Source organism: Cupriavidus respiraculi, from assembly GCF_914271545.1.
GTDB lineage: Bacteria > Pseudomonadota > Gammaproteobacteria > Burkholderiales > Burkholderiaceae > Cupriavidus > Cupriavidus respiraculi.
Genome location: NZ_CAJZAH010000003.1, coordinates 1 through 21,636 on the forward strand (window position 1 = coordinate 1; position 21,636 = coordinate 21,636).

The window sequence follows — 21,636 nt, forward strand, 5'->3', positions numbered from 1 at the left end:
ACCATAGCAAGTTGGAACCACCCCTTCCCATCCCGAACAGGACCGTGAAACGACTTCGCGCCGATGATAGTGCGGACTACCCGTGTGAAAGTAGGTCATCGCCAGGCTCTTCTTCCCAGAACACCCCAGCTCCCAAAGCTGGGGTGTTTTGCTTTGGGCGGTCGATTTGCGATTTGGTCGCGTCGCGCAGCCAACGCTAACCTGCATCATCCCTACAACAGAAAACCCTTGCAGATGCCGATATCGGGTCAGTCAGCATTCCTGCGGCGTGGCGTCTCTGCTATGTTTTCCGCAGGCATCGAGGCTGGTTTCGAGGTCTGATGCGCACGCGGTTGGTCCCGCGTGTCGAGCCGCACTGTTGCAATAACACTAGCCGCGACGGCCAAGGCCGGCGGCACGGATTTTTGGCGTGGGAGGGGGAATGGCCGCCATGTGGAGCCGCCCGGCGATGACCGGGCTGGGGGGCGCGCTTGCGTTGTCGGGTTGTGGGGTCTTGCCCCCGGAGGCGCCGTCGGCAAGTCCCGTAACGGCGGCCTCGGTGCCGACGGTGTCGGTGTCGCCCATGGACTGCCGCAAGTTCGAGGCGCACCGCGCACGGCTGGCGGCCCGCTCCGCGCCAGCGCCAATGGCGCCGGCGGCGAAGCCGGCTGCCTCGGTAGATGCCGAGGATACGGACGACGCCGAAGACGATGACGCCGCGGGCCAAGCGGCGCTGATCCCGGCATTGGCGCATCCCCCGCTGTTCTCCACCACGAGAACGGGCCCGCTGCCCGAAGGCTGGCAGAGCTGGACCGTCAATCGCACCAAGATCCCGACGCGCTATACCCTGACCGAAGTCGACCAGCGCCCGGTGCTGCACGCCATGGCGGAAAGCTCTGCGTCCGGCCTGTATGTGCCGCTCGTCGGGCGCGAGGCCGGCATGCTGCGCTGGACCTGGAAGACGCGCGACATCATTCGCAACGCGGACAACGCGCAGGGACACCGCGAGGATGCGCCGCTACGGCTGTTCGTGGCCTTCGATGGCGACAAGTCCACGCTGTCGCTGAAGGACCAGCTGATGTTCGAGATGGCGCGCCTCACGACGGGGCGCGACATGCCCTATGCCACGCTGATGTACATCTGGGGCGGCCAGCGGGCGGAAGGCACCGTGCTACGCAATCCCCATACCGACCGCGTTCGCATGATCGTGGTCGACACCGGCACCAAGCACGCGAATCAGTGGCGCTGCCACGAGCGCGATCTGCGCGCCGATTACCGCAAGGCGTTCGGCAGCGATCCCGGCCAGCTGCTGGCGGTGGGCATCATGACGGATACCGACAATACCAAGAGCCGCGCGGAAGCGTGGTACGGCGACATCGCGCTGGACTGAGGCGACTGCTCAGGCGCCCGCGGCGGGCGCCTCGTCCGTGTCGGTCAGCGCGAGCATGGCGAAAGAAGCGAGCCAGTGCGTGCCGACATAGTCGCCGGCGACCGCCTGCTGCAGCGATGCCGCCAGATGGTCCGCATGCGCCCGTGCCGCCAGCGCATGCAGGTCGGGCGGCAGCGAGGGCGCCAGCATCCGCCAGCACCAGGCTCGCGACAGGTTGAGCCCGTCCAGATGCGACAACTTCGGATCGCGGCGGTCGGCGACGCCCACCGGCATGAGCCAGCTGCCGAGGTCGGTCTCCGGCGGCGCGAACATTTCCCACCATTCGGCGAAGTCGCAGCCGTCCAGTATCCGGCGCATCAACACGGCCTCGACCATTCCGCCTGACAGAAACTCGTCGCCGCCCGGCTCGTAGCGCGCCGGGTAGCGCTGGTCGCGCCCGTACCAGCGATGCGCGCGGCGCGCGATGGCGCGCCGCAAGGTCAGATGCCGCTGCGCGCGCGCATAGCGATCCGCCATCACCAGGGCAAAGGCGCTGTTCGCGTGGGTGCCCGTGCGGATCGGAAAGTCGGCGATATCGAGATAGGCGACGAGCGACAGCGCGAGATGGTCGGCGAGCGGTGCAAGCGCGCTCGCCCAATCGCGTACCTGGGGATCGGCGCCGGGAAAGCTGAGCAACTCGGCCTGCAGGCGCAGCAGCCATGCCCAGCCATAGGGCCGCTCGAACGTGGCGGCGCCCGGGCGCTGGAAGTAGGCGAGTTCGGCGGCGATGGCGTCCGGGCGGAACTGCTCCGCGAGCGCGGCGCGGATCGCCGGACCTTCAGCCAGTTCTGGGCGGACGGTCAGCAGCCGCACCAGTAGCCAGTGCATATGCACGCTGGAATGCCAGTCGTAGCTGCCGCAGAACACGGGATGCAGGGTGCGGGGCGGGGCCAGGTCGTCCGGGCCCGTCATCAGGTGCTCGACCTTGTATGGGTAGGGGCGCGCGACGTTCTCCAGCGCGACCCGCGCAAACGCGCTGGCGGTGGCGGGGTCGATGACCGGTGCCGCCGCCATCGGCCCGAGGGGCGCGTTCAGGCTGTCGGCGCCAGCCATTTTTCGACGAGCCGCACGAAGAACGTCGAGCCCACCGGCAGGATCTCGTCGTTGAAGTCGTAGCTCGGGTTGTGCAGCATGCACGGGCCCATGCCGTGGCCCGACTCGCGGTGCGCGCCTTCGCCGTTGCCGATGAACAGGTAGCAGCCCGGCTTCTCCAGCAGCATGAACGAAAAGTCCTCGGCGCCCATCGTCGGCTCGATGTTGGCGTCGACGTTGTCCGGACCCACCAGCTCGCCGGCCACGCCGATCGCGAACGCCGCCTCGCTGACGGAGTTGACCGTGGGCGGGTAGTTGCGATGGAAGGTGAAATCGACCGTGCAGTCGAATGCCGAGGCGACTGCTCGCGAGACTTCCTCCAGGCGCCTTTCGATCAGGTCCAGCACCGGCAGCGTGAAGGTGCGCACCGTGCCGCCGATCCACGCCTCGTCGGGCACGATATTGGTGGCGTCGCCCGCGTGGAACTGGGTCACCGAAATCACGCCCGTATCGATCGGCCGCTTGTTGCGGGTGATGATGCCCTGCAGCGCCGAGACGATCTGCGCCGCGGTAAAGACCGGGTCGTTGCCGTTATGCGGCATCGCGGCGTGCGCGCCCTTGCCCCGCACGACGATGCGGAATTCGTTGCTCGAGGCCATCAGCGGGCCGGCGCGCGTGCCGAACGTGCCGGCGGGCATACCCGGCCAGTTGTGCATGCCGTAGACCGCGTCGCAGGGAAAGCGCTCGAACAGACCGTCCTTGATCATCTCGCGCGCGCCGCCACCGCCTTCCTCGGCCGGCTGGAAGATCAGGTTGACGGTGCCGTCGAAGCGGCGGTGCTCGGCCAGATACTTGGCGGCGCCGAGCAGCATCGCGGTATGGCCGTCGTGCCCGCAAGCGTGCATCTTGCCCTCGTGCTGCGAGCGGTGGCCGAAGGTATTGGCTTCCTGCAGCGGCAGCGCGTCCATGTCCGCGCGCAGGCCGATGCTGCGGCCGCTGTTGCCGTTGCGGATGACCCCGACCACGCCGGTCTTGCCCAGTCCCCGATGCACCTCGATGCCCCATTCCGCGAGATTGCGAGCGACCACGTCGGCGGTGCGCTCCTCATGGAAGCAAAGCTCGGGATGGGCGTGGATATCGCGGCGGATCGCGCGGATCTCGGCTTGCGCCGCGAGGATTTCGGGGATGAGCGTCATGGTGGCCGGTGGGGCGGTGAAATATCCGGATCATACGACGCCCATCGGCAAAGCGCCAAAGCCGCCGCCCGCTATCCGCGTTGGCTATCGCACGGGCACGGCCCCGTACCTCGGGTAAGCCCTTGGAATGGGTTTCCCCGCATTGCCGGCAATCACGGATTGCTGGAACAGTTCATGCTTACAGTAGCGCGCCAGCCGGCCTCTGCCGGCCTTTCCGTGCCTCTGCACCAAAATGCGGCGTTGCATATTGCGCGTCTTCGCGGCCGCTCGTTATAATTCGCCCACTTTTTCCGGGAGATTCGCTCGATGTCCCTTCGCAACTACAAGAAGGCGTTTGGTGCTGCCCTGGTGACCGGAGCCATCAGCTTCGGCTTCGCCGGCCACGCGCAGGCAGTCGATCTCAAGTTGGCCATGAGTTCGCCGCCGACGTCCATGGACCCGCATTTCTATAACCTGTTTTCGAACATCAATGTCTCGGAGCACGTGTTCGATTCGCTGGTGAAGATGGATGCCGACAGCCGCATCATCCCGGGCTTGGCGGAGTCGTGGAAGCTGGTCAACGAGACCACGTGGGAATTCAAGATCCGCAAGGGCGTCAAGTTCCACGACGGCAGCGAGCTGACCACCGACGACATCGTCTGGTCGCTGGAGCGCCCCGCGACCATCGTCAACAGCCCGGGCAAGTTCGACGTCTACACCAAGGCGATCACGGGCAAGAAGGTGGTCGACAAGTACACGATCCAGCTGATCACCAGCCAGCCCTATCCGCTGATGCTCAACGACCTGACGTCGATCTTCGTCGTGCAGAAGAAGGCCACGCAGGGCCTGTCGTCGGAGGACTTCGCGCAGGGCAAGGGCATGGTCGGCACCGGCCCGTTCAAGTTCGTCTCGTATGCGCGCGACGACCGGGTCGAGCTCACGCGCAACAACGACTACTGGGGGCCGAAGCCGGCCTGGGACAAGGTCACGCTGCGCTTCATCCCGAACCCGGCCACCCGCATGGCGGCGCTGCTGTCGGGCGACGTGCAGGCGATCGAGAATGTGCCGACGCCGGACCTGCCCGCCGTGCGCAAGAACGAGAAGCTGGCGTTCTTCTCCAAGATCTCGCACCGCGTGATCTACCTGTATTTCGATGCCAAACGCGACAAGTCGCCGTACGTCACCACCAAGGACGGCCAGCCGATGGACAAGAACCCGCTGAAGGACGCGCGCGTGCGCAATGCCATCAGCATGGCCATCAACCGCCAGGGCATCAAGGACCGGCTGATGGAGGGCCTGTCCGAGCCCACCAACAACCTGGTGCCGGCCACGCTGTTCGGCCACAACCCGAACCTGAAGACGGTCAAGTACGATCCCGAGGGCGCCAAGAAGCTGCTGGCCGAGGCGGGCTACGCGAACGGCTTCGGTGTCACGCTGCATACGCCGAACAATCGCTACGTCAACGACGAGAAGATCGCGCAGACCATCGCGCAGAATCTGACGCGCATCGGTATCGCGACCAAGGTCGAAGGCATGCCGATGGCGACGTACTCGTCCAAGGGCATCAAGCACGAGTGGTCGTTCGGCCTGCTCGGCTGGGGTGCGCAGACCGGCGAGGTCAGCTCGCCGCTGCGCGCGCTGCTGGCCTGCGAGGACGCGAAGAAGGGCTTCGGCACCACCAACTGGGGCGAGTACTGCAATCCGAAGATGGACGAGGTACTGGAGAAGGCGCTGCGCACCGTGGATGACGGCGAGCGCTCGAAGCTGCTGCAGGAAGCGACCGCGATCGCCATCAACGACGGCGGCATCATTCCGATCCACCAGCAGGTCACGACGTGGGCCACGCAGAAGGGCATCACCTACGTGCCGCGTACCGACGAACGGACCTACGCGCACAACTTCAAGCCGCAGTAAGCCGACGCCACGGGCCGCCCGGCCCGGCGCGGAAGCCGAAGGCGCAGCAGTACCGGCGTGCGCGACCGTGGTCTGGCGGCCGCGCACGCCGGAGAACGACCCCCGGCGCGCCGCACCGGCGCGGGGGCCAGCCACAAGCCGATTGCCGATGCATGGCGCTGCGACCCTCCGCGATCCGGTGGCCGCGGCGGCAACCACCGGCGAAGGGAAAGCGTTTCACACATGCTGGTCTTTATCATCCGGCGCCTGATGCAGAGCGTGGTCGTGCTCTTCGTCATGTCGCTGCTGGTTTTTCTCGGCGTCTTCGCCATCGGCAACCCGGTCGACATCCTGATCAATCCGCAGGCCGACCAGGAAGACATCAAGCGCACCATCGCGGCGCTCGGGCTCGACAAGCCCTTGTGGGAGCAATACTGGGTATTCCTCACCAACGCGCTGCAGGGCAATCTCGGCATTTCGTTCGCCCATGGCACCCCCGCGCTGAAGCTGATCTTCGAGCGCATGCCGGCGACCATGGAGCTGGCGGTCACCGCCATCCTGCTGGCCATCGTGCTCGGCATCCCGCTGGGCCTGTGGGCCGGGCTGCGGCCCAACGGCGTGGCCGGCAAGTCGATCATGACCATCTCCATCCTCGGCTTCTCGCTGCCCACCTTCTGGGTCGGCCTGATGCTGATCATGGTGTTCGCGGTCCAGCTCGGCTGGCTGCCCTCCAACGGCCGCGGCCAGACCGTGCCGCTGCTCGGCATCCCGGTCAGCTTCCTGACCGTGGACGGCATCCGCCACCTGGTGCTGCCGGCGGTCACGCTGTCGCTGCTCAACATCGCCATGGTGATCCGGCTCACGCGCGCCGGCACGCAGGAGGCGATGCTGCAGGACTATGTGAAGTTCGCGCGGGCCAAGGGCCTGTCGAACACGCGCATCGTCGGCGTGCATGTGCTCAAGAACATCCTGATCCCCATCGTCACGGTGATCGCGCTGCAGTTCGGCTCGATCATCGCGTTCGCCATCGTGACCGAGTCGATCTTCGCCTGGCCCGGCATGGGCAAGCTCATCATCGACTCGATCCAGCTGCTGGACCGCCCGGTGATCGTGGCCTACCTGATGGTCATCGTGACGCTGTTCATCCTGATCAACCTGGTGGTCGACATCTTCTACAGCGTGCTCGACCCGCGCGTGCGCATCGCCGACAACAAGGGCTGATCCCATGACTATCGCCACCCCCACCGCCGCACCGGCGAAGGCCCGCGAGCAGACGCCGTTCCGCCGCTTCGCCGCCCAGTTCTTCGCCAGCAAGATCGCCGTCGCCGGCCTTGCCGTGCTGGTCACCATCATCCTGATCGCGCTGCTGGCGCCCTGGCTCTCGCCGCAGAACCCGTACGACCTCGCCACGCTGGACGTGCTCGACGCGCGCCTCGCGCCGGGCGAAAAGTCCGACACCGGCATGACCTTCATTCTCGGCTCCGACGAGCAGGGGCGCGACATCCTGTCGGCCGTGATGTACGGCCTGCGCATCAGTATCGGCGTGGGGGTGGTCAGCACCATCATCGCGCTGCTGCTGGGCGCCACGCTGGGCCTGATCGCCGGCTTCGTCGGCGGCCGCGTCGAGGCCATCATCATGCGCATCGCCGACCTGCAGCTATCGTTCCCGCCCATCCTGCTGGCGCTGATCCTGCTCGCGTTCCTGCGCCCGGGCATCGGCAATATCGTGATCGCGCTGGTGGCGGTGCAGTGGGCCTACTACGCGCGCACCACGCGCAGCGCCGCGCTGGTCGAGCGCCGCAAGGAATATATCGAGGCCGCGACCTGCCTGGGCCTGCCGCCGGGGCGCATCATGTTCCGCCACCTGCTGCCGAACTGCCTGCCGCCGCTGATCGTGATCGCGGCCCTGCAGGTGGCGTCCGCCATCACGCTGGAAGCGACGCTGTCCTTCCTGGGCCTGGGCGTGCCGATCACCGAGCCGTCGCTGGGCTCGCTGATTTCCAACGGCCAGCAGTACATGCTCTCGGGCAAGTACTGGATCAGTTTCTTCCCCGGCATCGCCCTGGTGGTGACCATCGTGGCCATGAACCTGGTGGCCGACCAGTTGCGCGACGTGCTGAACCCGCGCCTCCAGACGCAATAAGGAGCGCCCCATGAGCACATCCAGCGCAAGCAAGCCGACCCTGGTGGTCGAAGATCTCGAGACGCATTTCTTCACGCGCGGCGGCGTCGCCAAGGCCGTGGACCGCGTCTCGTTCACGGTGAACCGGGGCGAGATCATGGGCCTGGTCGGCGAGTCCGGCTCGGGCAAGTCGATGACCGGCTATTCGATCATGGGCCTGATCGACGAGCCCGGCAGGGTGGTGGGAGGGCGCATCGAGCTGACCAGCCGCGATGGCGTGACACGCGACCTGCGCCGGCTCTCGCCGTCGCAGCTGCGCGACGTGCGCGGCAACCGCATCGCGATGATCTTCCAGGATCCGATGATGACCCTGAACCCGGTGCTGCGCATCGACACGCAGATGATCGAGGCGGTACTGGCGCACGAGAAGGTGGACAAGGCCGTGGCGCGCGAGCGCGCGCGCAATGCGCTGGCGCGGGTGGGCATTCCCTCGCCGGACGAACGGCTGCAGGCCTATCCGCACCAGTTCTCCGGCGGCATGCGCCAGCGCGTGGCGATCGCCATCGCGCTGCTGAACAAGCCCGACCTGATCATCGCCGACGAGCCGACCACGGCCCTGGACGTGACCATCCAGGGCCAGATCCTGTACGAGATGCAGAAGCTGTGCCGCGAGTCGGGCACGGCGCTGATCTGGATCACGCACGACCTGTCCGTGGTCGCGGGCCTGGCCGACACGGTCTGCGTGATGTACGCCGGGCGCATCGTCGAGTCCGGCGATGTGCGCCAGGTGCTGGAGCATCCCGAGCATCCCTACACGCACGGCCTGATCAGTTCCGCGCCGTCGCGCAATCCGCGCGGCGCGCCGCTGCGGCAGATTCCGGGCATGACCCCGTCGCTGCTGAACCTGCCTGGCGGCTGCGCGTTCCGCGAGCGCTGCACCCATGCCACCGACATCTGCAAGACCGATCCGCCGCTGGAAGCGGTCGGCGACGGGCGCCGGCTGCGCTGCTTCCATCCGGTGCGGCAGCAGGAGGTGGCGGCATGATCGGCACCAACGATAGCGCGCAAGTCATCGAGACCCGCCCCATGAACGAGAACCTTCCCCAGGGCGCCGCGGTGGCGGCCACGCCGGGCGCACCGCTGCTGGAGCTGCAGGGCGTGTCCAAGCGCTTCGTCAAGTCGCTGGACATGGCCGCCAGGATCGCCAACGTGTTCGGCGCGGGCGCGAAGGAGGAGGTGGTCCATGCGGTGGACCGCGTCGATCTGTCGATCCAGGCCGGCGAGGTAGTGGGCCTGGTGGGCGAGTCCGGCTGCGGGAAGTCCACGCTGGGCCGCATGGCGGTGGGCCTGCATTCGCTGACCGAAGGGTCGCGCCGGTGGAAGGGTGTGGACCTGGAGCGGCTGCCGCCGGACAAGAAGCGGGAAAAGCAGCTGGCGATCCAGATGATCTTCCAGGATCCCTACGCGTCGCTGAATCCGCGCCGCCGCGTGGTGGATATCGTCGGCGAGGCGCCGGTCGTGCATGGCATGGTGCCCGCGCGCGAACAGCAGGCCTATGTGGAGGACATGCTGGTGCGCGTGGGCATGGACCCCACGGTGCTGCGGCGCTTTCCGCATCAGTTCTCGGGTGGCCAGCGCGCGCGCATCGGCATCGCCCGCGCGCTGGCGGTCAAGCCGGAGTTCCTGGTCTGCGACGAATCGGTCGCGGCGCTGGACGTATCGATCCAGGCGCAGGTGCTGAACCTGTTCATGCGGCTGCGGCAGGACCTGAACCTGACGTATCTGTTCATCAGCCACGACCTGGGCGTGGTCAAGCACATCAGCGACCGCGTGGTGATCATGTACCTGGGCCGCGTGGTGGAATCGGCGCCGACCGAGGACGTGTTCGCGGCGCCCAACCATCCCTATACGCAGGCGCTGCTGGCCGAGGCTCCCAAGCTGGAAGTGGGCCGCAAGACCTATGTGGCGATCAAGGGCGAGATTCCCTCGCCGCTGCATCCCCCGTCGGGCTGCCACTTCCATCCGCGCTGTCCGTACGCGATGGAGCGCTGCCGCGTCGAGCAGCCGGCGCTGAAGGAAATCGCGCCGCTGCGCTATTCCGCCTGCCATCTGAACGACCAGGCCTAGCCTCGCGAAGGGGGCCGGCATGCCGGCCCCCGGTTGCTTCCGGCTCCGCGCTCAGCGGATCACCGTGCCGCGCGAATTGATCACGGTCATCTCGACGAACTTCGAGCCGACATGCGAGTCCGGCGAGAAGTTGACGATGAAGCCGCCCAGGTCGACGTTGCGCATCGATTCCAGCGCGGTCACCAGCCTGTCGCGCGTGAGGTCCTTGCCGGCCCGCCGCAGCCCTTCCACGAAGGCCTTGGCCGAGATGAAGCCCTCGATGCTGGCGTAGTCGAATTCGTTCTGCCTGCCCGCGGCCTGCAGCAGCCGCAGGTATTCGCGCACCACCGGCAGCGTCGCATTGCCCGGATGGGGCATGACCTGCGAGATCACCACGCCGCTGCCCAGCGGCCCCACCGACCTCGCCAGCGCCTGCGTGCCGACGAAGGACACGTTGTAGAACTGTCCGGTGTAGCCGCGGCGAACCGCTTCCTTGACGAAGGCGCCGGCGGTGGCATAAGCGCTGATCATCACCACCGCATCTGGCTTGGCCTTCATCGCCCCCTGCATCGCGTCGCCGATCTCCACGGTGTTGCGGATCACGGTCTCGCGCGCCACGATCTGCACGCCGCTGTCCGGCTCGGCGGCCAGCGCCCGTTCCAGGCCGGACAGGCCGGCCTTGCCGTAGCCGTCGTCGTTGTAGACCACGGCCACGCGCTTGAGCCCCGTGGTGCGGATCTGCCGCAGGATGGCGGCGGTCTCCTCGTTGTAGCCGGCGCGCACATGGAAGACGTAGCGGTTATGCGGCTGGCGCAGCGATTCGGCGCCGGTGAACGGGCCGAAGAACGGCACCTTCGCCTGGGTGGCAATGGGCAACGCGGCCTGGCTGGTGGGCGTGCCGACGTAGCCGAACAAGGCGAATACGCGGTCCTGCTCGATCAGCGCCTGGGTGTTCTTCGCGGCGGCCTCGGGCTCGTAGTAGTCGTCCAGCGCCTTCAGTTCGATCCTGCGGCCGAACACTCCGCCTTGCTGGTTGATGTGATCGAAGTAGAGGCGGGCGCCCGCGTGCATCTGCTTGCCGAGGACCGCGGTGGGCCCTGTCAGCGCGGCCGACTGGCCCAGCAGGATGGTGTCGGCGGAGACGCCCGTTTCCGCGGCCCTCGCGATGGAGGGAGCGATGATGGCGGCCGCCACTGTCCCGATGGCGCACGCCGCCAGCAGGCCGGCGAAGCGCCGGCCCTTGACCCCAGATTCTCGTTGCATGGTGTTCCCGTCAAAAACGGCTTGTCATGTACCGTCCGGCTACCCGTATTCGTGCTGCTTCCGGTCTGCGCCGGCGGGTGTCGGCACATCATAATCGAATACAATCCAAGGCAAACGAAATCGCGAGCCGACGCGGCCAGTGGCGATGCCGGCGCACAACACGCGGTCCGGCATGCGCGGTGCCCCACGGTATCGCGCCGCGGCTTCGGGCCCCGCGTGCGGCCCCGATTCCGCCGTCGCACCACGACGTCGTGTCGTCGCTGTGCAGCCGATCGCCGACGGCAGCAGCCCCGCGCCTCATCCATTTCCATCGCCCGCCCGGAGACCCCATGGCTTCCCGCATCGTCCGCGCCGCCTGTCCCCACGATTGTCCCGACACCTGCGCCCTGCTCGTCACCGTCGAGGACGGCCGCGCGATCAAGGTCGCCGGCGACCCGGACCATCCCGCCACGCAGGGCGTGCTGTGCACCAAGGTCTCGCGCTATACCGAGCGCACCTACCATCCGGACCGGCTGCTGACGCCGATGAAGCGGGTGGGCCGCAAGGGCGAGGGCAAGTTCGAGGCGATCTCCTGGGACGAGGCGCTCGACACCGTGGCGCGGCGCCTGTCCGGCATCGCGGCCCGCGACCCCCAGGCCATCCTGCCGTACAGCTATGCCGGCACCATGGGCCTGGTGCAGGGCGAAAGCATGGCCGCGCGCTTCTTCCACAAGCTCGGCGCCTCGCTGCTGGACCGCACCATCTGCGCCAGCGCCGGCGCGACCGCGCTGCGCTATACGTACGGGGCGAGTGTCGGCATGGATATCGAGCACGTGGCCGATGCCAAGCTGATCGTGATCTGGGGCGGCAATCCGATCGCCTCCAACCTGCATTTCTGGACGCGCGTCCAGGAGGCGAAGCGGCGCGGCGCGACGCTGGTGGCGATCGACCCGTACCGCTCGCTGACCGCGGAGAAATGCCACCGGCATATCGCGCCGATGCCGGGCACCGACGCCGCGCTGGCGCTGGCGATCGTCCACGTGCTGATTCGCGACGACCTGCTGGACCACGACTACATCGCCCGGCATACGGTCGGCTTCGACGCGCTGGCCGAGCGCGCGCGGGCCTATTCGCCGGCGCGTGCCGCCGAGCTGTGCGGCGTGGACGCGGCCGAGATCGAATGGCTGGCGGCGCTGTACGGCAACCTCGCGGTGCGCGAGCGCCAGCCGGTGGCCATCCGGCTGAACTACGGCATGCAGCGCGCCCACGGCGGCGGCCAGGGCGTGCGCGCGGTGGCCTGCCTGCCGTCGCTGGTCGGCGCATGGCGCCACGCGGCCGGGGGACTGCAACTGTCCACGTCGGGCTTCTTCCCCGTCGACAATGCCGCGCTGCAGCGCCCGGACCTGCTGCCCGGCTGGCCGGCGGTGCCGCGCACCATCAACATGAGCACCATCGGCGACGCGCTGCTGGGCGAGGGCCTGCCGGCGGGCTCGCCGAAGGTGGAGGCGCTGGTCGTGTACAACAGCAACCCGGTCGCGGTGGCGCCCGAGTCGGGCAAGGTCGCGGCGGGCTTCGGCCGGGAGGACCTGTTCACGGTGGTGCTGGAGCAGTTCCGCACCGATACGGCCGACTATGCCGACATCCTCCTGCCCGCCACCACGCAGCTCGAGCATGTCGACGTGCACAAGGCCTACGGCCACACCTATTTTCTCGCCAACAACCAGGCCATCGCCCCGCAGGGGCAGGCGCTGCCGAACACCGAGATCTTCCGCCGGCTGGCCGCGCGCATGGGCTTTACCGATCCGTGCTTCGCGGACAGCGACGAGGCGATCGCCGCCCAGGCCATTCTGCCGGGCGACGCGCGCGCGCAAGGCATCGACTGGGAAACGCTGAAGGCGCGGGGCTGGCAGAAGCTCAACCTGCCGGCGGCGCCGTTCGCCGAGGGCGGCTTTCCGACCGCCTCCGGCAAGTGCGAGTTCTATTCCGAGGCGATGCGGCGCGACGGGCTCGATCCGCTGCCCGGCTATGTCGCGCCGTACGAGGCGCCCAGTTCGGCGCCGGAGCTGGCGGCCCGCTATCCGCTCGCGATGATCTCGCCGCCGGCGCGCAACTTCCTGAACAGCACCTTCGTCAACGTGGACAGCCTGCGTGCCACCGAGGGCGAACCGCACCTGGACATCCATCCCGACGATGCGGCCGCCCGGCACATCGCGGACGGCGCGATGGTGCGCGCGTTCAACGACCGCGGCAGCCTGATGGCGCGGGCCCGCGTGACCGACCGCGCGCGGCGCGGCCTGGTGGTGGGCCTGTCGATCTGGTGGAAGAAGCTGGCGCCGGACGGCAAGAACGCCAATGAGCTGACCAGCCAGCGCCTGACCGACATGGGCCGCGCGCCGGTGTTCTACGACTGCCTGGTGGAGGTCGAACCGGCGGAGCGGGTCGCGGCATGAGCCTGGGGCGGCGGCCCGGGCTGCGCGCGGCGGCAACGCTCGCCGCGTTCGGCCTGGCTGCGCTGCTGGCCGGCTGCGAGGCGGTCGGCTACTACGCCCAGTCGATCGGCGGCCATCTCGGCGTGATGGCGCAATCCAGTCCGCTGGACGAGGCCATCGCGTCCGCGCGCTACGCCAACGATGCGCGGCTGGCGCAGCGGCTGGCGCTGGCCGGCAGCATCCGCGATTTCGCCTCGCGCGAACTGGCGCTCCCCGACAACGGCAGCTATCGGCGCTATGCCAACCTGCACCGGCCCTACGTGGTGTGGAGCGTGTTCGCCACGCCGGAACTTTCGCTGACGCTGCACAAGTGGTGCTTCCTGGTGGTGGGCTGCATCGACTATCGCGGCTACTACGCGCAGGCCGACGCCGAGCGCTATGCCGCACAACTGCGTGCCAGAGGCCTGGAGGCGTATGTGGCCGGCGTGCCGGCCTATTCGACGCTGGGCTACTTCGACGACCCGTTGCTCAATACCTTCGTCTACCTGCCGGAGGGCGAACTGGCGCGGCTGATCTTCCACGAACTGGCGCACCAGGTGGTCTATGTGCGCAACGACACCGCCTTCAACGAATCGTTCGCCAGCGCCGTGGAGACGGCCGGCGTGGCGCGCTGGATGGCGCTCGACGCCTCGGCCGACGCGCGCGCGAGCTACCGGCAATACGATGCGCGGCGGCGGCAGTTCCGGGCGCTGCTGCTGCAGACGCGCGCGCGTCTGGACGAGGCCTACCGCAGCGGCATGGACGATGACGCCAAGCGCGCCGCCAAGGCACGGATCTTCGACGACATGCGCGCGCGCTACGCGCAGCTGAAGGAAGAGTGGGGCGGCTACAGCGGTTACGATCGCTGGTTCCACCAGCCGCTCACCAACGCGCATCTGGCCGCGGTGGCAACGTACCAGCAATGGGTGCCGTCGTTCCTCGTGCTGCTGTCGCGATGCGGCGGCGACTGGAAGCGCTTCTATGCCGAGGCCAAGCGCATCGGCGAGCTGCCCAAGGCGCAGCGCGATGCGGCACTGCGGGCGCTGGCGCCGCCGGCCACGGGAGGCGACGTGCTCAAGGCGGACGGCGCGGCGGGCGATTCGCACCCCGCGCCAACGCAAGGCGCGCGCTGAGGGTCGTCCTGTGCGGGCCATGCCCTGGCCGGGTCTGCGCTGCTCAGGGTATTCCCGATACGCACGGCGATATTGCGCGCCGGACCACGCGCTGTTCCAGAGGACTTCGTCTAACGTGTTGTCTAAACAGGGGCAGCCGTTTAGCATTTCCCGCAAATCGAACGACCATTCAAAAAACAGGAGACGGCATATGGAAAAGCCCTGGCTGAACAACTATCCGGCTGGCGTGCCCGCCGAGATCGATGCCAACCAGTACCGGTCGCTGGCCCAGTTGCTGGAGGAGTCGTTTCGCCAGTATGCCGATCGCCGCGCCTTCGTCTGCATGGACAAGGCCATCACCTACGCCGAGCTGGACCGCCTGTCCGCGCAGTTCGGCGCCTGGCTGCAGTCGCGCGGGCTGAAGCCCGGGGCGCGCGTGGCCATCATGATGCCCAACGTATTGCAGTATCCGGTGGCGCTGGCCGCCGTGCTGCGCGCCGGCTATGTGGTGGTCAACGTCAACCCGCTCTATACCCCGCGCGAGCTGGAGCACCAGCTCAAGGACAGTGGCGCGGAGGCCATCGTCATCCTCGAAAACTTCGCCGCGACGCTGCAGCAGGTGCTGCCCAACACCCCGATCCGCCATGTGGTGGTGGCCAGCATGGGCGAGATGCTGGGCGCGCTCAAGGGCGCCATCGTCAATTTCGTCGTGCGCAACGTCAAGAAGATGGTGCCGGCGTGGGAGCTGCCGAACTGCGTGCGCTTCAGCGACGCGCTGGCCGAAGGCGCGCGCCTGACGCTGAAGCCCGCCGATACCGGTCCGGACGACATCGCCTTCCTGCAGTACACCGGCGGCACCACTGGCGTCTCCAAGGGCGCCGTGCTGCTGCACCGTAACGTGGTCGCGAATGTGCTGCAATCCGAGGCCTGGATGCAGCCCGCCCTGGCCAAGGGCACGCCGATCGAGCAGATCGTCACCATCACCGCGCTGCCGCTGTACCACATCTTCGCGCTGACGGTCTGCGCGCTGCTGGGCATGCGCGGCGGCGGCCTGTGCGTGCTGATCCCGAACCCGCGCGATATTCCGGGCTTTATCGGCGAGCTGCGCAAGTACAAGTTCCACATGTTCCCGGCGGTCAACACGCTCTACAACGCGCTGATCAATCATCCGGATATCGCCAAGGTCGACTTTTCCCAGCTGCGGGTGGCCAATGGCGGCGGCATGGCGGTGCAGGAAGCGGTGGCCAAAAAATGGCTGGCCGGAACGGGGTGCCCGATCATCGAAGGCTATGGCCTGTCCGAGACGTCGCCCTCGGCCACCTGCAACCCGACCGACACCGACGTCTTCTCCGGCACCATCGGGCTGCCGTTGCCTTCCACCGACATCGCCATCCGCGACGACGAGGGACGCGACGTGCCGATCGGCCAACCGGGCGAGATCTGCATCCGCGGGCCGCAGGTGATGGCCGGCTACTGGATGCGGGCCGACGAGACGGCCAAGGTCATGACGCCCGACGGCTTCTTCAAGACCGGCGATATCGGCGTCATGGACGAGCGCGGCTATACGAAGATCGTCGATCGCAAGAAGGACATGATCCTGGTCTCGGGCTTCAACGTCTATCCCAACGAGGTCGAGGGCGTGGTGGCGGAGTGTCCGGGCGTGCTGGAGGTGGCGGCCGTGGGCGTGCCCGACGAGCACTCGGGCGAGGTGGTCAAGCTGTTCGTGGTGCGCAAGGACCCGGCGCTGACCGAGGCGGACGTGGTCGCGTATTGCAAGGAGCGGCTGACCGGCTACAAGCGCCCCAAGTACATCGAATTCCGCAACGAGCTGCCCAAGACCAACGTGGGCAAGATCCTGCGGCGCGAGCTGCGCGACAGCCGCAAGGCGGCCTGACCCCACAGCGTTCCCGTCTACCGGCTCAGCACTCGTTCGACGGCGCGATCTGCGGATCGCGCTGTGCGCCGCTGTAGATCACGCGCACGCAGTTGCCCGGCTCCAGGCCCGGCGCGGCCGGTCCATTGGCGCTGACGGTCGCGCCGTCGATGGTCGCGACCTTGTAATGGAAGATGTCGACCTGCTGGACGGGCTGCTGCTGCCGGTTCAGTAGGCGCGTCAGGTCGACGGCGAAACCGACTCCCATGCCGCTGCCGCCGCCCCAGCTGCCCCCGCCCGCTCCCACGCCGACCCCGACGCCGGAATAGCCCGGATAGCCCGGGTCCGTGACGTCCATGCGCGTGAGAAAGGTCTTTTCCGTGATGCGCCCGAGCTGAACCGTCGCGTTGACCGCCGACACCTGGGCGGGGGGCGGCGCCGACGGCGTGGTGCCGCAGGCGACGATGACCAATAGCAGCGGCAGGGCCGCCAGCGTGTTGCGTCCGTGGGTTTTCATGATGTCACCAGGGTGGACTTCAGCCGGCCCAGCAGCCGGAAAAGGGTGCGTCGGTCGCTGGCTCCCAGCCCCGCGAACAGCTGCTCCACCCACTGCTCATGGGCGCGCGCCATCCCGGAGAAAGCCGCGCGGCCGGCGGGTGTCAGCCGGATCAGATAGGCGCGCCGATCGGTCGGCAGCGGCTCGCGCAATACCAGCCCCTCCTGCTCCAGCTGGTCGGTGATGCCGGTCACGTTGCCGCCGGTCACCATCATGCGGCGCGACAGCTCGCCCATCTTCAGGCCCTCCGGATGGCGGTCCAGCTGCGCCATCAGGTCGAAGCGCGGCAGCGTGCAGGCGAACTGCTGGCGCAGCCGGGTGCGGATATCGGCCTCGACCAGGTTGGTGCAGGTCAGCAGCCGCAGCCACAGGCGCAGGGCGTCGTGGCTGTTGTCATCGGCGCGGGTTTCGAGATCGACCGGCAGCGCGGTCGCGCCACCGGGTTCGGCGGGGGAGGGTGGCATCGGGAACGGCCGTGCGGCAGATTGTTTGATGCCTGAAGTATATGCCCGGCGCGGGGCCGGGCATGCAACGCGCGGTCCGGTGCCTCAATCCACCTTGGCGCCGGAATCCTTCACGACCTTGGCCCACTTGGCGGTTTCATTGCGGATATGGGTGGCGAACTGCTGCGGCGTGTTGCCGGAGGGCTCGGCGCCCTGCGCCTGCATCTTTTCGCGCATCGCCGGGGTGGCCAGGGCCTTGGCCACTTCCTGCTGCACGCGCGTGACGATCTCCTGGGGCGTGCCCGCGGGCGCCAGCAGGCCGAACCAGGAACTGGCCTCGTAGCCGGGCAGGTTGGCGGCTTGCGCCACTGTCGGCACGCCGGGCAGTGCGGGGGAGGGCTTGGCGCTGGTCACCGCGAGCGCCTTGAGCTTGCCGCCCTTGATCAGGCCCATCGACGACGGCAGGTTGTCGAACATCACGTGCACGGTGCCGGCCGAGAGATCGGCCAGCGCCGGACCGCTGCCCTTGTACGGGAAATGGACCATGTAGGTCTTGGTCTGCGTCTTGAACAGTTCGCCGGCCAGATGGATCGAGGTGCCATTGCCGCTCGATGCCATGTTCAGCTTGCCGGGATTGGCGCGCGCATAGGCGATCAGGTCGTTGACGCTGTTGATCTTGTTCTGCTGCGCGAAGGCGGGGTTGATGACCAGCACGTTCGGCACCGCGGCCACCAGCGTGATGGGCACGAAGTCCTTGATCGGATCGAACGGCAGCTTGCCATAGAGCGACTGGTTGATGCCATGGGTGCCCACCGTGCCCATCAGCAGCGTGTAGCCGTCGGGCGCGGCCTTGGCCACCATGTCGGCGCCGATATTGCCGCCCGCGCCGGGCCGGTTGTCGACCACCACGTTCCAGCCGTCGAGCTTGGACAACTCGGCCGACACGGCGCGCGCGAGGATATCGGTGGTGCCGCCGGGGGCGAACGGAACGACGAGGCGGATGGGTTTGGTCGGATACGGATCGGCGGCGTGCGCGGCGGGCTGCCACGCGAGCGCGGCGAGGCCGGCGGCGAACAGCAGTTGCGTGGCGCGGCGGCGGTTGGCTTGCATGCGGTCTCCAGAGTCTTGGGTATCGGCTTGCGGCGAGGCCGCGGCCGTGGTGGGTGCATTCTAGAAGCGCCGGCTTGCCGTGCCGATGAGGTGAAGCCCTATGAACCGTTGGCCACGCCAAAGAAAAAAGGCACCCGAAGGTGCCTTTTCCCGAGGCTGGTGAAGCCGGACTCAGAAGCGGTGACGCACGCCCACCGCGACGCCGATCATGCTGTTTTCGCCCGAGCCCAGGAAGTAGCCGTTGGCGAAGCTGATGGCCGACGTATCGAAGTTCAGGCCGGCATGCTTCGAGTAGGCCGTCGACAGATAGATGTCGGTGCGCTTGGACAGGTTGTAGTCGGCGATGAACTGGACCTGCCATGGGTTGCGGACGTTGGTACCGACCAGGTTCTTGACGTCCTCGTAGTAGTACGCCAGCGTCAGGCTCAGCGGCGTGTTGACCTGGTAGTTCAAGCCCGCCCAGTAGTAGTTGTCGCGCAGCACGGTCGGCTCGCCGAGCGACTTCGGTCCCTTGTTCTGGCCCCAGCGGTATCCGCCCATGACCTTGGCCGGGCCGAACGCGTAGCTGGCGGCCGCGCCGATCTTGCGGAACGTACCGGTATCGCCGGTGGCGGTCAGCGTCGGGTTGTATTGGTCGTAGGCGATGGTGGCGGCGAACGGGCCGGCCGCGTAGCCGACCGAAGCACCGTAGCCGGTGTCGCGGCGGGACTGGCCCGGGACTTCGCCGGCGCCGGCGACGCCGTTGCCGAACGAATAGTGGGCGATGGCGGTGACCGGGCCGAATTTGCCGGTGTACTTGGCGGTGTTGTCCGAGCGGAAGTTCAGGCCCAGCTGGGCGACGATCGGTTCGTACTGCGTGGCGTAGCCGGTCGGCGAGAAGTTGGCGAACGCATCGAACATCGTGGTGTACTGGCGACCGAAGGTGACACGGCCGACGGCGCTGCTCTCCAGGCCGACATACGCCTGACGACCGAACAGCCGGCCGCCTTGCTGCGACCTGCCGTCATCGACGCCGAAACCGCTTTCGAGCACGAACAGCGACTTCAGGCCGCCACCGAGGTCCTCGACGCCGCGCAGGCCCCAGCGCGAACCGGACAGGCCGCCGGAGGTCAGGCGGTAGGCGTTCTCGCCGGGTCCGACGGTGAAGCCGTTCGCCGCGGTGGGAACCTGGCTGGACAGGTTGCTGACGTATTCGAGGTTGGTGTCAACCACACCGTAGAGCGTCACGCTGGACTGTGCGTGGGCCGTTCCCGCCAAGGCGCCGAGCGCCGCCGCTGCAAGAAGCGATTTCTTCATGCGTGTATCTCCATGTATGAATTATTGGTGGTCAGGCAAGGGGCCTCCTGAGTCTCCAATCCCCCGCCAGCCAGACTTCGCGAGAAGCTGCATTCACTGTAACAAACAACGTTCATTCTCAATTGAGGGGTTCCTCTGCTGTCTGGTTTTCACAACTCAGGGTTTAGGAGTATCCCGCCAAGCCAAGCCAGGCAAGGCTTGGCGGGCTGCGAGGGGGCCGCGTTACAATGCGGGAAATCCCGAGGAAGGGACGCGGTCCGAGGGCATGCGCGGTAGCGCACCAAGCGTCGACTTCCACCCTATCGACATGCAGACATGGACAAGCTGATTCGCGAATTCGACGTGGCGTTGCGCGCCATCGCGGGGGTCACGCGCGCCGCGCGCCCCAACCCGGCCGAGGGGCTTCCGCCGCAGGCCGAGGCGCTCGGCGAGGCCGACCGCCGTCACGTCGCCGGGCTGATGCGCGTGAACCATGTCGGCGAGGTCTGTGCCCAGGCCCTGTACCAGGCGCAGAAGCTGACCGCGCGCACGCCGCAGGTCCAGGCGCAGATGGACGCCGCCGCGCGGGAGGAGGAAGACCATCTGGGCTGGTGCGCGGAGCGCCTGCAGGAGCTGGGCTCGCGCCCCAGCCTGCTCAATCCCCTGTGGTATGCCGGCGCCTTTGCCATCGGCTGGCTGGCCGGCCGCGCGGGCGACCGCGTCAGCCTCGGTTTCGTCTCGGAGACCGAGCGGCAGGTCGAGCATCATCTGACCGGACACCTGGACCAATTGCCCGCGGACGATCACCGCTCGCGTGCGATCCTGGAGCAGATGCGCGATGACGAGGCCCGCCACGGCGCCGCGGCGCGGGACGCGGGTGGCATCACGCTGCCTGCGCCGGTACGCGCGGCCATGCGCGCGGCCTCGCGTGTCATGACCACCACCGCCTACACGATCTAGTTCCCCGCCCGGTAAATCGCGGGCGGCGGTCCGCGCCCCGCCAGGCCCCGATTTGCCTGGGCTCGCGGCAAAACGTTGTATTCTTTCCCCTGGCCCGAAACCCGCCATTTTCGGGCTGCCAGCGGTTCCTTCCCAGCGGTTCTCAGGTGGTTTCTCGGCTTTCCTCCCTAACGTCTTCATTTCATTAGGAATTCACCTTCCTGGTGCGTGAGGTGTGCGCGCTAAGTCCTTGTTCTTGCTCGAAAAATCTCTCTTTCGGCCTCTGTCTAGCCTTGACCGCCCAAAACGCTTCCTCTAAAGTGGGAAATAGTGTGAGGAAGTGTATTTTTGTGTGAAAAAGCAGACTGAGCGTGGGATGATTTCGGTCAGTCGGGGGCGGAGAAACGCACACCGCGCGGGCGAGGAAACGCCGGCGCGCAACGGGGGCGAACTTGTTTCAGGGAGCATCGGCGCTGTCCCTGGATGCCAAGGGCCGGATGTCCATTCCGGCGCGGCATCGGGAAGCGCTGCAACAGCAGGCCGAGGGCCGGGTGACGCTGACCAAGCACCCGGATGGCTGCCTGCTGCTCTTTCCCCGGCCCGAATGGGAAGTTTTCCGCGAGCGGATCGCCGCGCTGCCGATGGACGCGCACTGGTGGAAGCGCATTTTTCTCGGTAATGCGGCCGACGTGGAGATGGATGGCGCCGGACGGGTGCTGATCGCTCCCGAGCTGCGCACCGCCGCACAGCTCGACAAGGAAGTGATGTTGCTCGGCATGGGCAGCCATTTCGAAGTGTGGGATGCCGCGACCTACGCCGCCAAGGAGCAGCAGGCCATGGCGCAGGGCATGCCCGACGCGTTGAAGAACTTTTCATTCTGAA

At 67.4% G+C, this 21,636-nt stretch carries 18 protein-coding genes and 1 rRNA gene; 12 read left to right on the top strand and 7 right to left on the bottom strand.

Features of this window, described 5'->3' with window-relative positions; translation table 11 throughout:
* A 5S ribosomal RNA gene (gene rrf, locus LDO27_RS15090) occupies positions 1 to 107 on the top strand; the annotation flags it as partial.
* A gap of 314 nt (positions 108 to 421) precedes the next feature.
* A complete protein-coding gene (locus tag LDO27_RS15095; protein ID WP_377747769.1) occupies positions 422 to 1,369 on the top strand; it encodes a DUF3047 domain-containing protein in 948 nt (315 codons plus the stop codon).
* A gap of 9 nt (positions 1,370 to 1,378) precedes the next feature.
* Here LDO27_RS15095 and LDO27_RS15100 read toward each other — a convergent pair whose 3' ends face one another.
* Together LDO27_RS15100 and LDO27_RS15105 are read right to left on the bottom strand one after the other, a co-directional pair.
* The gene (locus LDO27_RS15100) at positions 1,379 to 2,461 is read right to left on the bottom strand and encodes a DUF2891 domain-containing protein (protein WP_224042572.1); all 1,083 of its coding nucleotides are present in this window, start codon (positions 2,459 to 2,461) and stop codon (positions 1,379 to 1,381) included.
* A complete protein-coding gene (locus LDO27_RS15105) occupies positions 2,440 to 3,636 on the bottom strand; it encodes a M20 aminoacylase family protein (protein WP_222208645.1) in 1,197 nt (398 codons plus the stop codon). Before LDO27_RS15105 ends, LDO27_RS15100 begins: the two co-directional genes overlap by 22 nt.
* A 306-nt stretch (positions 3,637 to 3,942) precedes the next feature.
* On the opposite strand from LDO27_RS15105, the gene LDO27_RS15110 reads away from it, so the two are divergent.
* The 5 genes from LDO27_RS15110 (at position 3,943) to LDO27_RS15130 (ending at position 9,757) form a co-directional block, all read left to right on the top strand.
* Positions 3,943 to 5,529 carry an ABC transporter substrate-binding protein gene (locus LDO27_RS15110; protein ID WP_222208643.1) on the top strand — a complete coding sequence of 529 codons (1,587 nt, stop codon included), beginning with the start codon at positions 3,943 to 3,945 and terminating at the stop codon, positions 5,527 to 5,529.
* A gap of 222 nt (positions 5,530 to 5,751) precedes the next feature.
* The gene (locus tag LDO27_RS15115; protein WP_222208641.1) at positions 5,752 to 6,729 is read left to right on the top strand and encodes an ABC transporter permease; all 978 of its coding nucleotides are present in this window, start codon (positions 5,752 to 5,754) and stop codon (positions 6,727 to 6,729) included.
* A gap of 4 nt (positions 6,730 to 6,733) precedes the next feature.
* Positions 6,734 to 7,651 carry an ABC transporter permease gene (locus LDO27_RS15120; protein WP_222208640.1) on the top strand — a complete coding sequence of 306 codons (918 nt, stop codon included), beginning with the start codon at positions 6,734 to 6,736 and terminating at the stop codon, positions 7,649 to 7,651.
* A gap of 10 nt (positions 7,652 to 7,661) precedes the next feature.
* On the top strand, positions 7,662 to 8,675 hold the full coding sequence (locus tag LDO27_RS15125) for an ABC transporter ATP-binding protein (RefSeq protein ID WP_224042573.1): 1,014 nt from the start codon (positions 7,662 to 7,664) through the stop codon (positions 8,673 to 8,675).
* A gap of 41 nt (positions 8,676 to 8,716) precedes the next feature.
* Positions 8,717 to 9,757 (top strand): ABC transporter ATP-binding protein, encoded by a 1,041-nt coding sequence (locus LDO27_RS15130; protein WP_224043130.1) that lies wholly within the window; start codon positions 8,717 to 8,719, stop codon positions 9,755 to 9,757.
* 51 nt (positions 9,758 to 9,808) lie between these two features.
* On the opposite strand, the gene LDO27_RS15135 is transcribed toward LDO27_RS15130, so the two are convergent.
* The gene (locus LDO27_RS15135; RefSeq protein WP_224042574.1) at positions 9,809 to 10,999 is read right to left on the bottom strand and encodes an ABC transporter substrate-binding protein; all 1,191 of its coding nucleotides are present in this window, start codon (positions 10,997 to 10,999) and stop codon (positions 9,809 to 9,811) included.
* 329 nt (positions 11,000 to 11,328) lie between these two features.
* Between LDO27_RS15135 and LDO27_RS15140 the strand changes: the two genes are divergently transcribed.
* The 3 genes from LDO27_RS15140 (at position 11,329) to LDO27_RS15150 (ending at position 16,452) form a co-directional block, all read left to right on the top strand.
* Positions 11,329 to 13,428 (top strand): molybdopterin-containing oxidoreductase family protein, encoded by a 2,100-nt coding sequence (locus LDO27_RS15140; protein ID WP_224042575.1) that lies wholly within the window; start codon positions 11,329 to 11,331, stop codon positions 13,426 to 13,428.
* Positions 13,425 to 14,579, top strand: a complete 1,155-nt coding sequence (locus LDO27_RS15145; RefSeq protein WP_224042576.1) for an aminopeptidase — start codon at positions 13,425 to 13,427, stop codon at positions 14,577 to 14,579. The genes LDO27_RS15140 and LDO27_RS15145 overlap by 4 nt, the downstream gene beginning before the upstream one ends.
* A gap of 190 nt (positions 14,580 to 14,769) precedes the next feature.
* On the top strand, positions 14,770 to 16,452 hold the full coding sequence (locus tag LDO27_RS15150) for a long-chain fatty acid--CoA ligase (protein WP_224042577.1): 1,683 nt from the start codon (positions 14,770 to 14,772) through the stop codon (positions 16,450 to 16,452).
* Positions 16,453 to 16,477: 25 nt separating this feature from the next.
* Here LDO27_RS15150 and LDO27_RS15155 read toward each other — a convergent pair whose 3' ends face one another.
* The 4 genes from LDO27_RS15155 to LDO27_RS15170 form a co-directional block, all read right to left on the bottom strand.
* Positions 16,478 to 16,948 (bottom strand): hypothetical protein, encoded by a 471-nt coding sequence (locus LDO27_RS15155; protein WP_224042578.1) that lies wholly within the window; start codon positions 16,946 to 16,948, stop codon positions 16,478 to 16,480.
* Positions 16,945 to 17,451, bottom strand: coding sequence for a MarR family winged helix-turn-helix transcriptional regulator (locus LDO27_RS15160; protein ID WP_224042579.1), 507 nt, complete (start codon positions 17,449 to 17,451; stop codon positions 16,945 to 16,947). Before LDO27_RS15160 ends, LDO27_RS15155 begins: the two co-directional genes overlap by 4 nt.
* Before the next feature lie 84 nt (positions 17,452 to 17,535).
* Entirely contained in the window at positions 17,536 to 18,540 is a 1,005-nt protein-coding gene (locus LDO27_RS15165) for a Bug family tripartite tricarboxylate transporter substrate binding protein (protein WP_222208623.1), read from the bottom strand.
* Between the two features lie 171 nt (positions 18,541 to 18,711).
* Positions 18,712 to 19,836: a porin gene (locus tag LDO27_RS15170; RefSeq protein ID WP_222208620.1), complete on the bottom strand. Its 1,125-nt coding sequence runs from the start codon at positions 19,834 to 19,836 to the stop codon at positions 18,712 to 18,714.
* Between the two features lie 315 nt (positions 19,837 to 20,151).
* Here LDO27_RS15170 and coq7 point away from each other — a divergent pair, with 315 nt between their 5' ends.
* A complete protein-coding gene (gene coq7 / locus LDO27_RS15175) occupies positions 20,152 to 20,775 on the top strand; it encodes a 2-polyprenyl-3-methyl-6-methoxy-1,4-benzoquinone monooxygenase (protein WP_222208619.1) in 624 nt (207 codons plus the stop codon).
* A gap of 431 nt (positions 20,776 to 21,206) precedes the next feature.
* Positions 21,207 to 21,635 (top strand): division/cell wall cluster transcriptional repressor MraZ, encoded by a 429-nt coding sequence (gene mraZ / locus LDO27_RS15180; protein WP_222208617.1) that lies wholly within the window; start codon positions 21,207 to 21,209, stop codon positions 21,633 to 21,635.
* Position 21,636: the final 1 nt, after the last annotated feature.

What these genes read in the sequence shown, in the direction of transcription:
- LDO27_RS15095 (WP_377747769.1), top strand. Translation starts at nt 422, where the DNA reads ATGGCCGCCATGTGGAGCCGCCCGGCGATGACCGGGCTGGGGGGCGCG.
- LDO27_RS15100 (WP_224042572.1), bottom strand. Translation starts at nt 2,461, where the DNA reads ATGGCTGGCGCCGACAGCCTGAACGCGCCCCTCGGGCCGATGGCGGCG.
- LDO27_RS15105 (WP_222208645.1), bottom strand. Translation starts at nt 3,636, where the DNA reads ATGACGCTCATCCCCGAAATCCTCGCGGCGCAAGCCGAGATCCGCGCG.
- LDO27_RS15110 (WP_222208643.1), top strand. Translation starts at nt 3,943, where the DNA reads ATGTCCCTTCGCAACTACAAGAAGGCGTTTGGTGCTGCCCTGGTGACC.
- LDO27_RS15115 (WP_222208641.1), top strand. Translation starts at nt 5,752, where the DNA reads ATGCTGGTCTTTATCATCCGGCGCCTGATGCAGAGCGTGGTCGTGCTC.
- LDO27_RS15120 (WP_222208640.1), top strand. Translation starts at nt 6,734, where the DNA reads ATGACTATCGCCACCCCCACCGCCGCACCGGCGAAGGCCCGCGAGCAG.
- LDO27_RS15125 (WP_224042573.1), top strand. Translation starts at nt 7,662, where the DNA reads ATGAGCACATCCAGCGCAAGCAAGCCGACCCTGGTGGTCGAAGATCTC.
- LDO27_RS15130 (WP_224043130.1), top strand. Translation starts at nt 8,717, where the DNA reads ATGAACGAGAACCTTCCCCAGGGCGCCGCGGTGGCGGCCACGCCGGGC.
- LDO27_RS15135 (WP_224042574.1), bottom strand. Translation starts at nt 10,999, where the DNA reads ATGCAACGAGAATCTGGGGTCAAGGGCCGGCGCTTCGCCGGCCTGCTG.
- LDO27_RS15140 (WP_224042575.1), top strand. Translation starts at nt 11,329, where the DNA reads ATGGCTTCCCGCATCGTCCGCGCCGCCTGTCCCCACGATTGTCCCGAC.
- LDO27_RS15145 (WP_224042576.1), top strand. Translation starts at nt 13,425, where the DNA reads ATGAGCCTGGGGCGGCGGCCCGGGCTGCGCGCGGCGGCAACGCTCGCC.
- LDO27_RS15150 (WP_224042577.1), top strand. Translation starts at nt 14,770, where the DNA reads ATGGAAAAGCCCTGGCTGAACAACTATCCGGCTGGCGTGCCCGCCGAG.
- LDO27_RS15155 (WP_224042578.1), bottom strand. Translation starts at nt 16,948, where the DNA reads ATGAAAACCCACGGACGCAACACGCTGGCGGCCCTGCCGCTGCTATTG.
- LDO27_RS15160 (WP_224042579.1), bottom strand. Translation starts at nt 17,451, where the DNA reads ATGCCACCCTCCCCCGCCGAACCCGGTGGCGCGACCGCGCTGCCGGTC.
- LDO27_RS15165 (WP_222208623.1), bottom strand. Translation starts at nt 18,540, where the DNA reads ATGCAAGCCAACCGCCGCCGCGCCACGCAACTGCTGTTCGCCGCCGGC.
- LDO27_RS15170 (WP_222208620.1), bottom strand. Translation starts at nt 19,836, where the DNA reads ATGAAGAAATCGCTTCTTGCAGCGGCGGCGCTCGGCGCCTTGGCGGGA.
- coq7 (WP_222208619.1), top strand. Translation starts at nt 20,152, where the DNA reads ATGGACAAGCTGATTCGCGAATTCGACGTGGCGTTGCGCGCCATCGCG.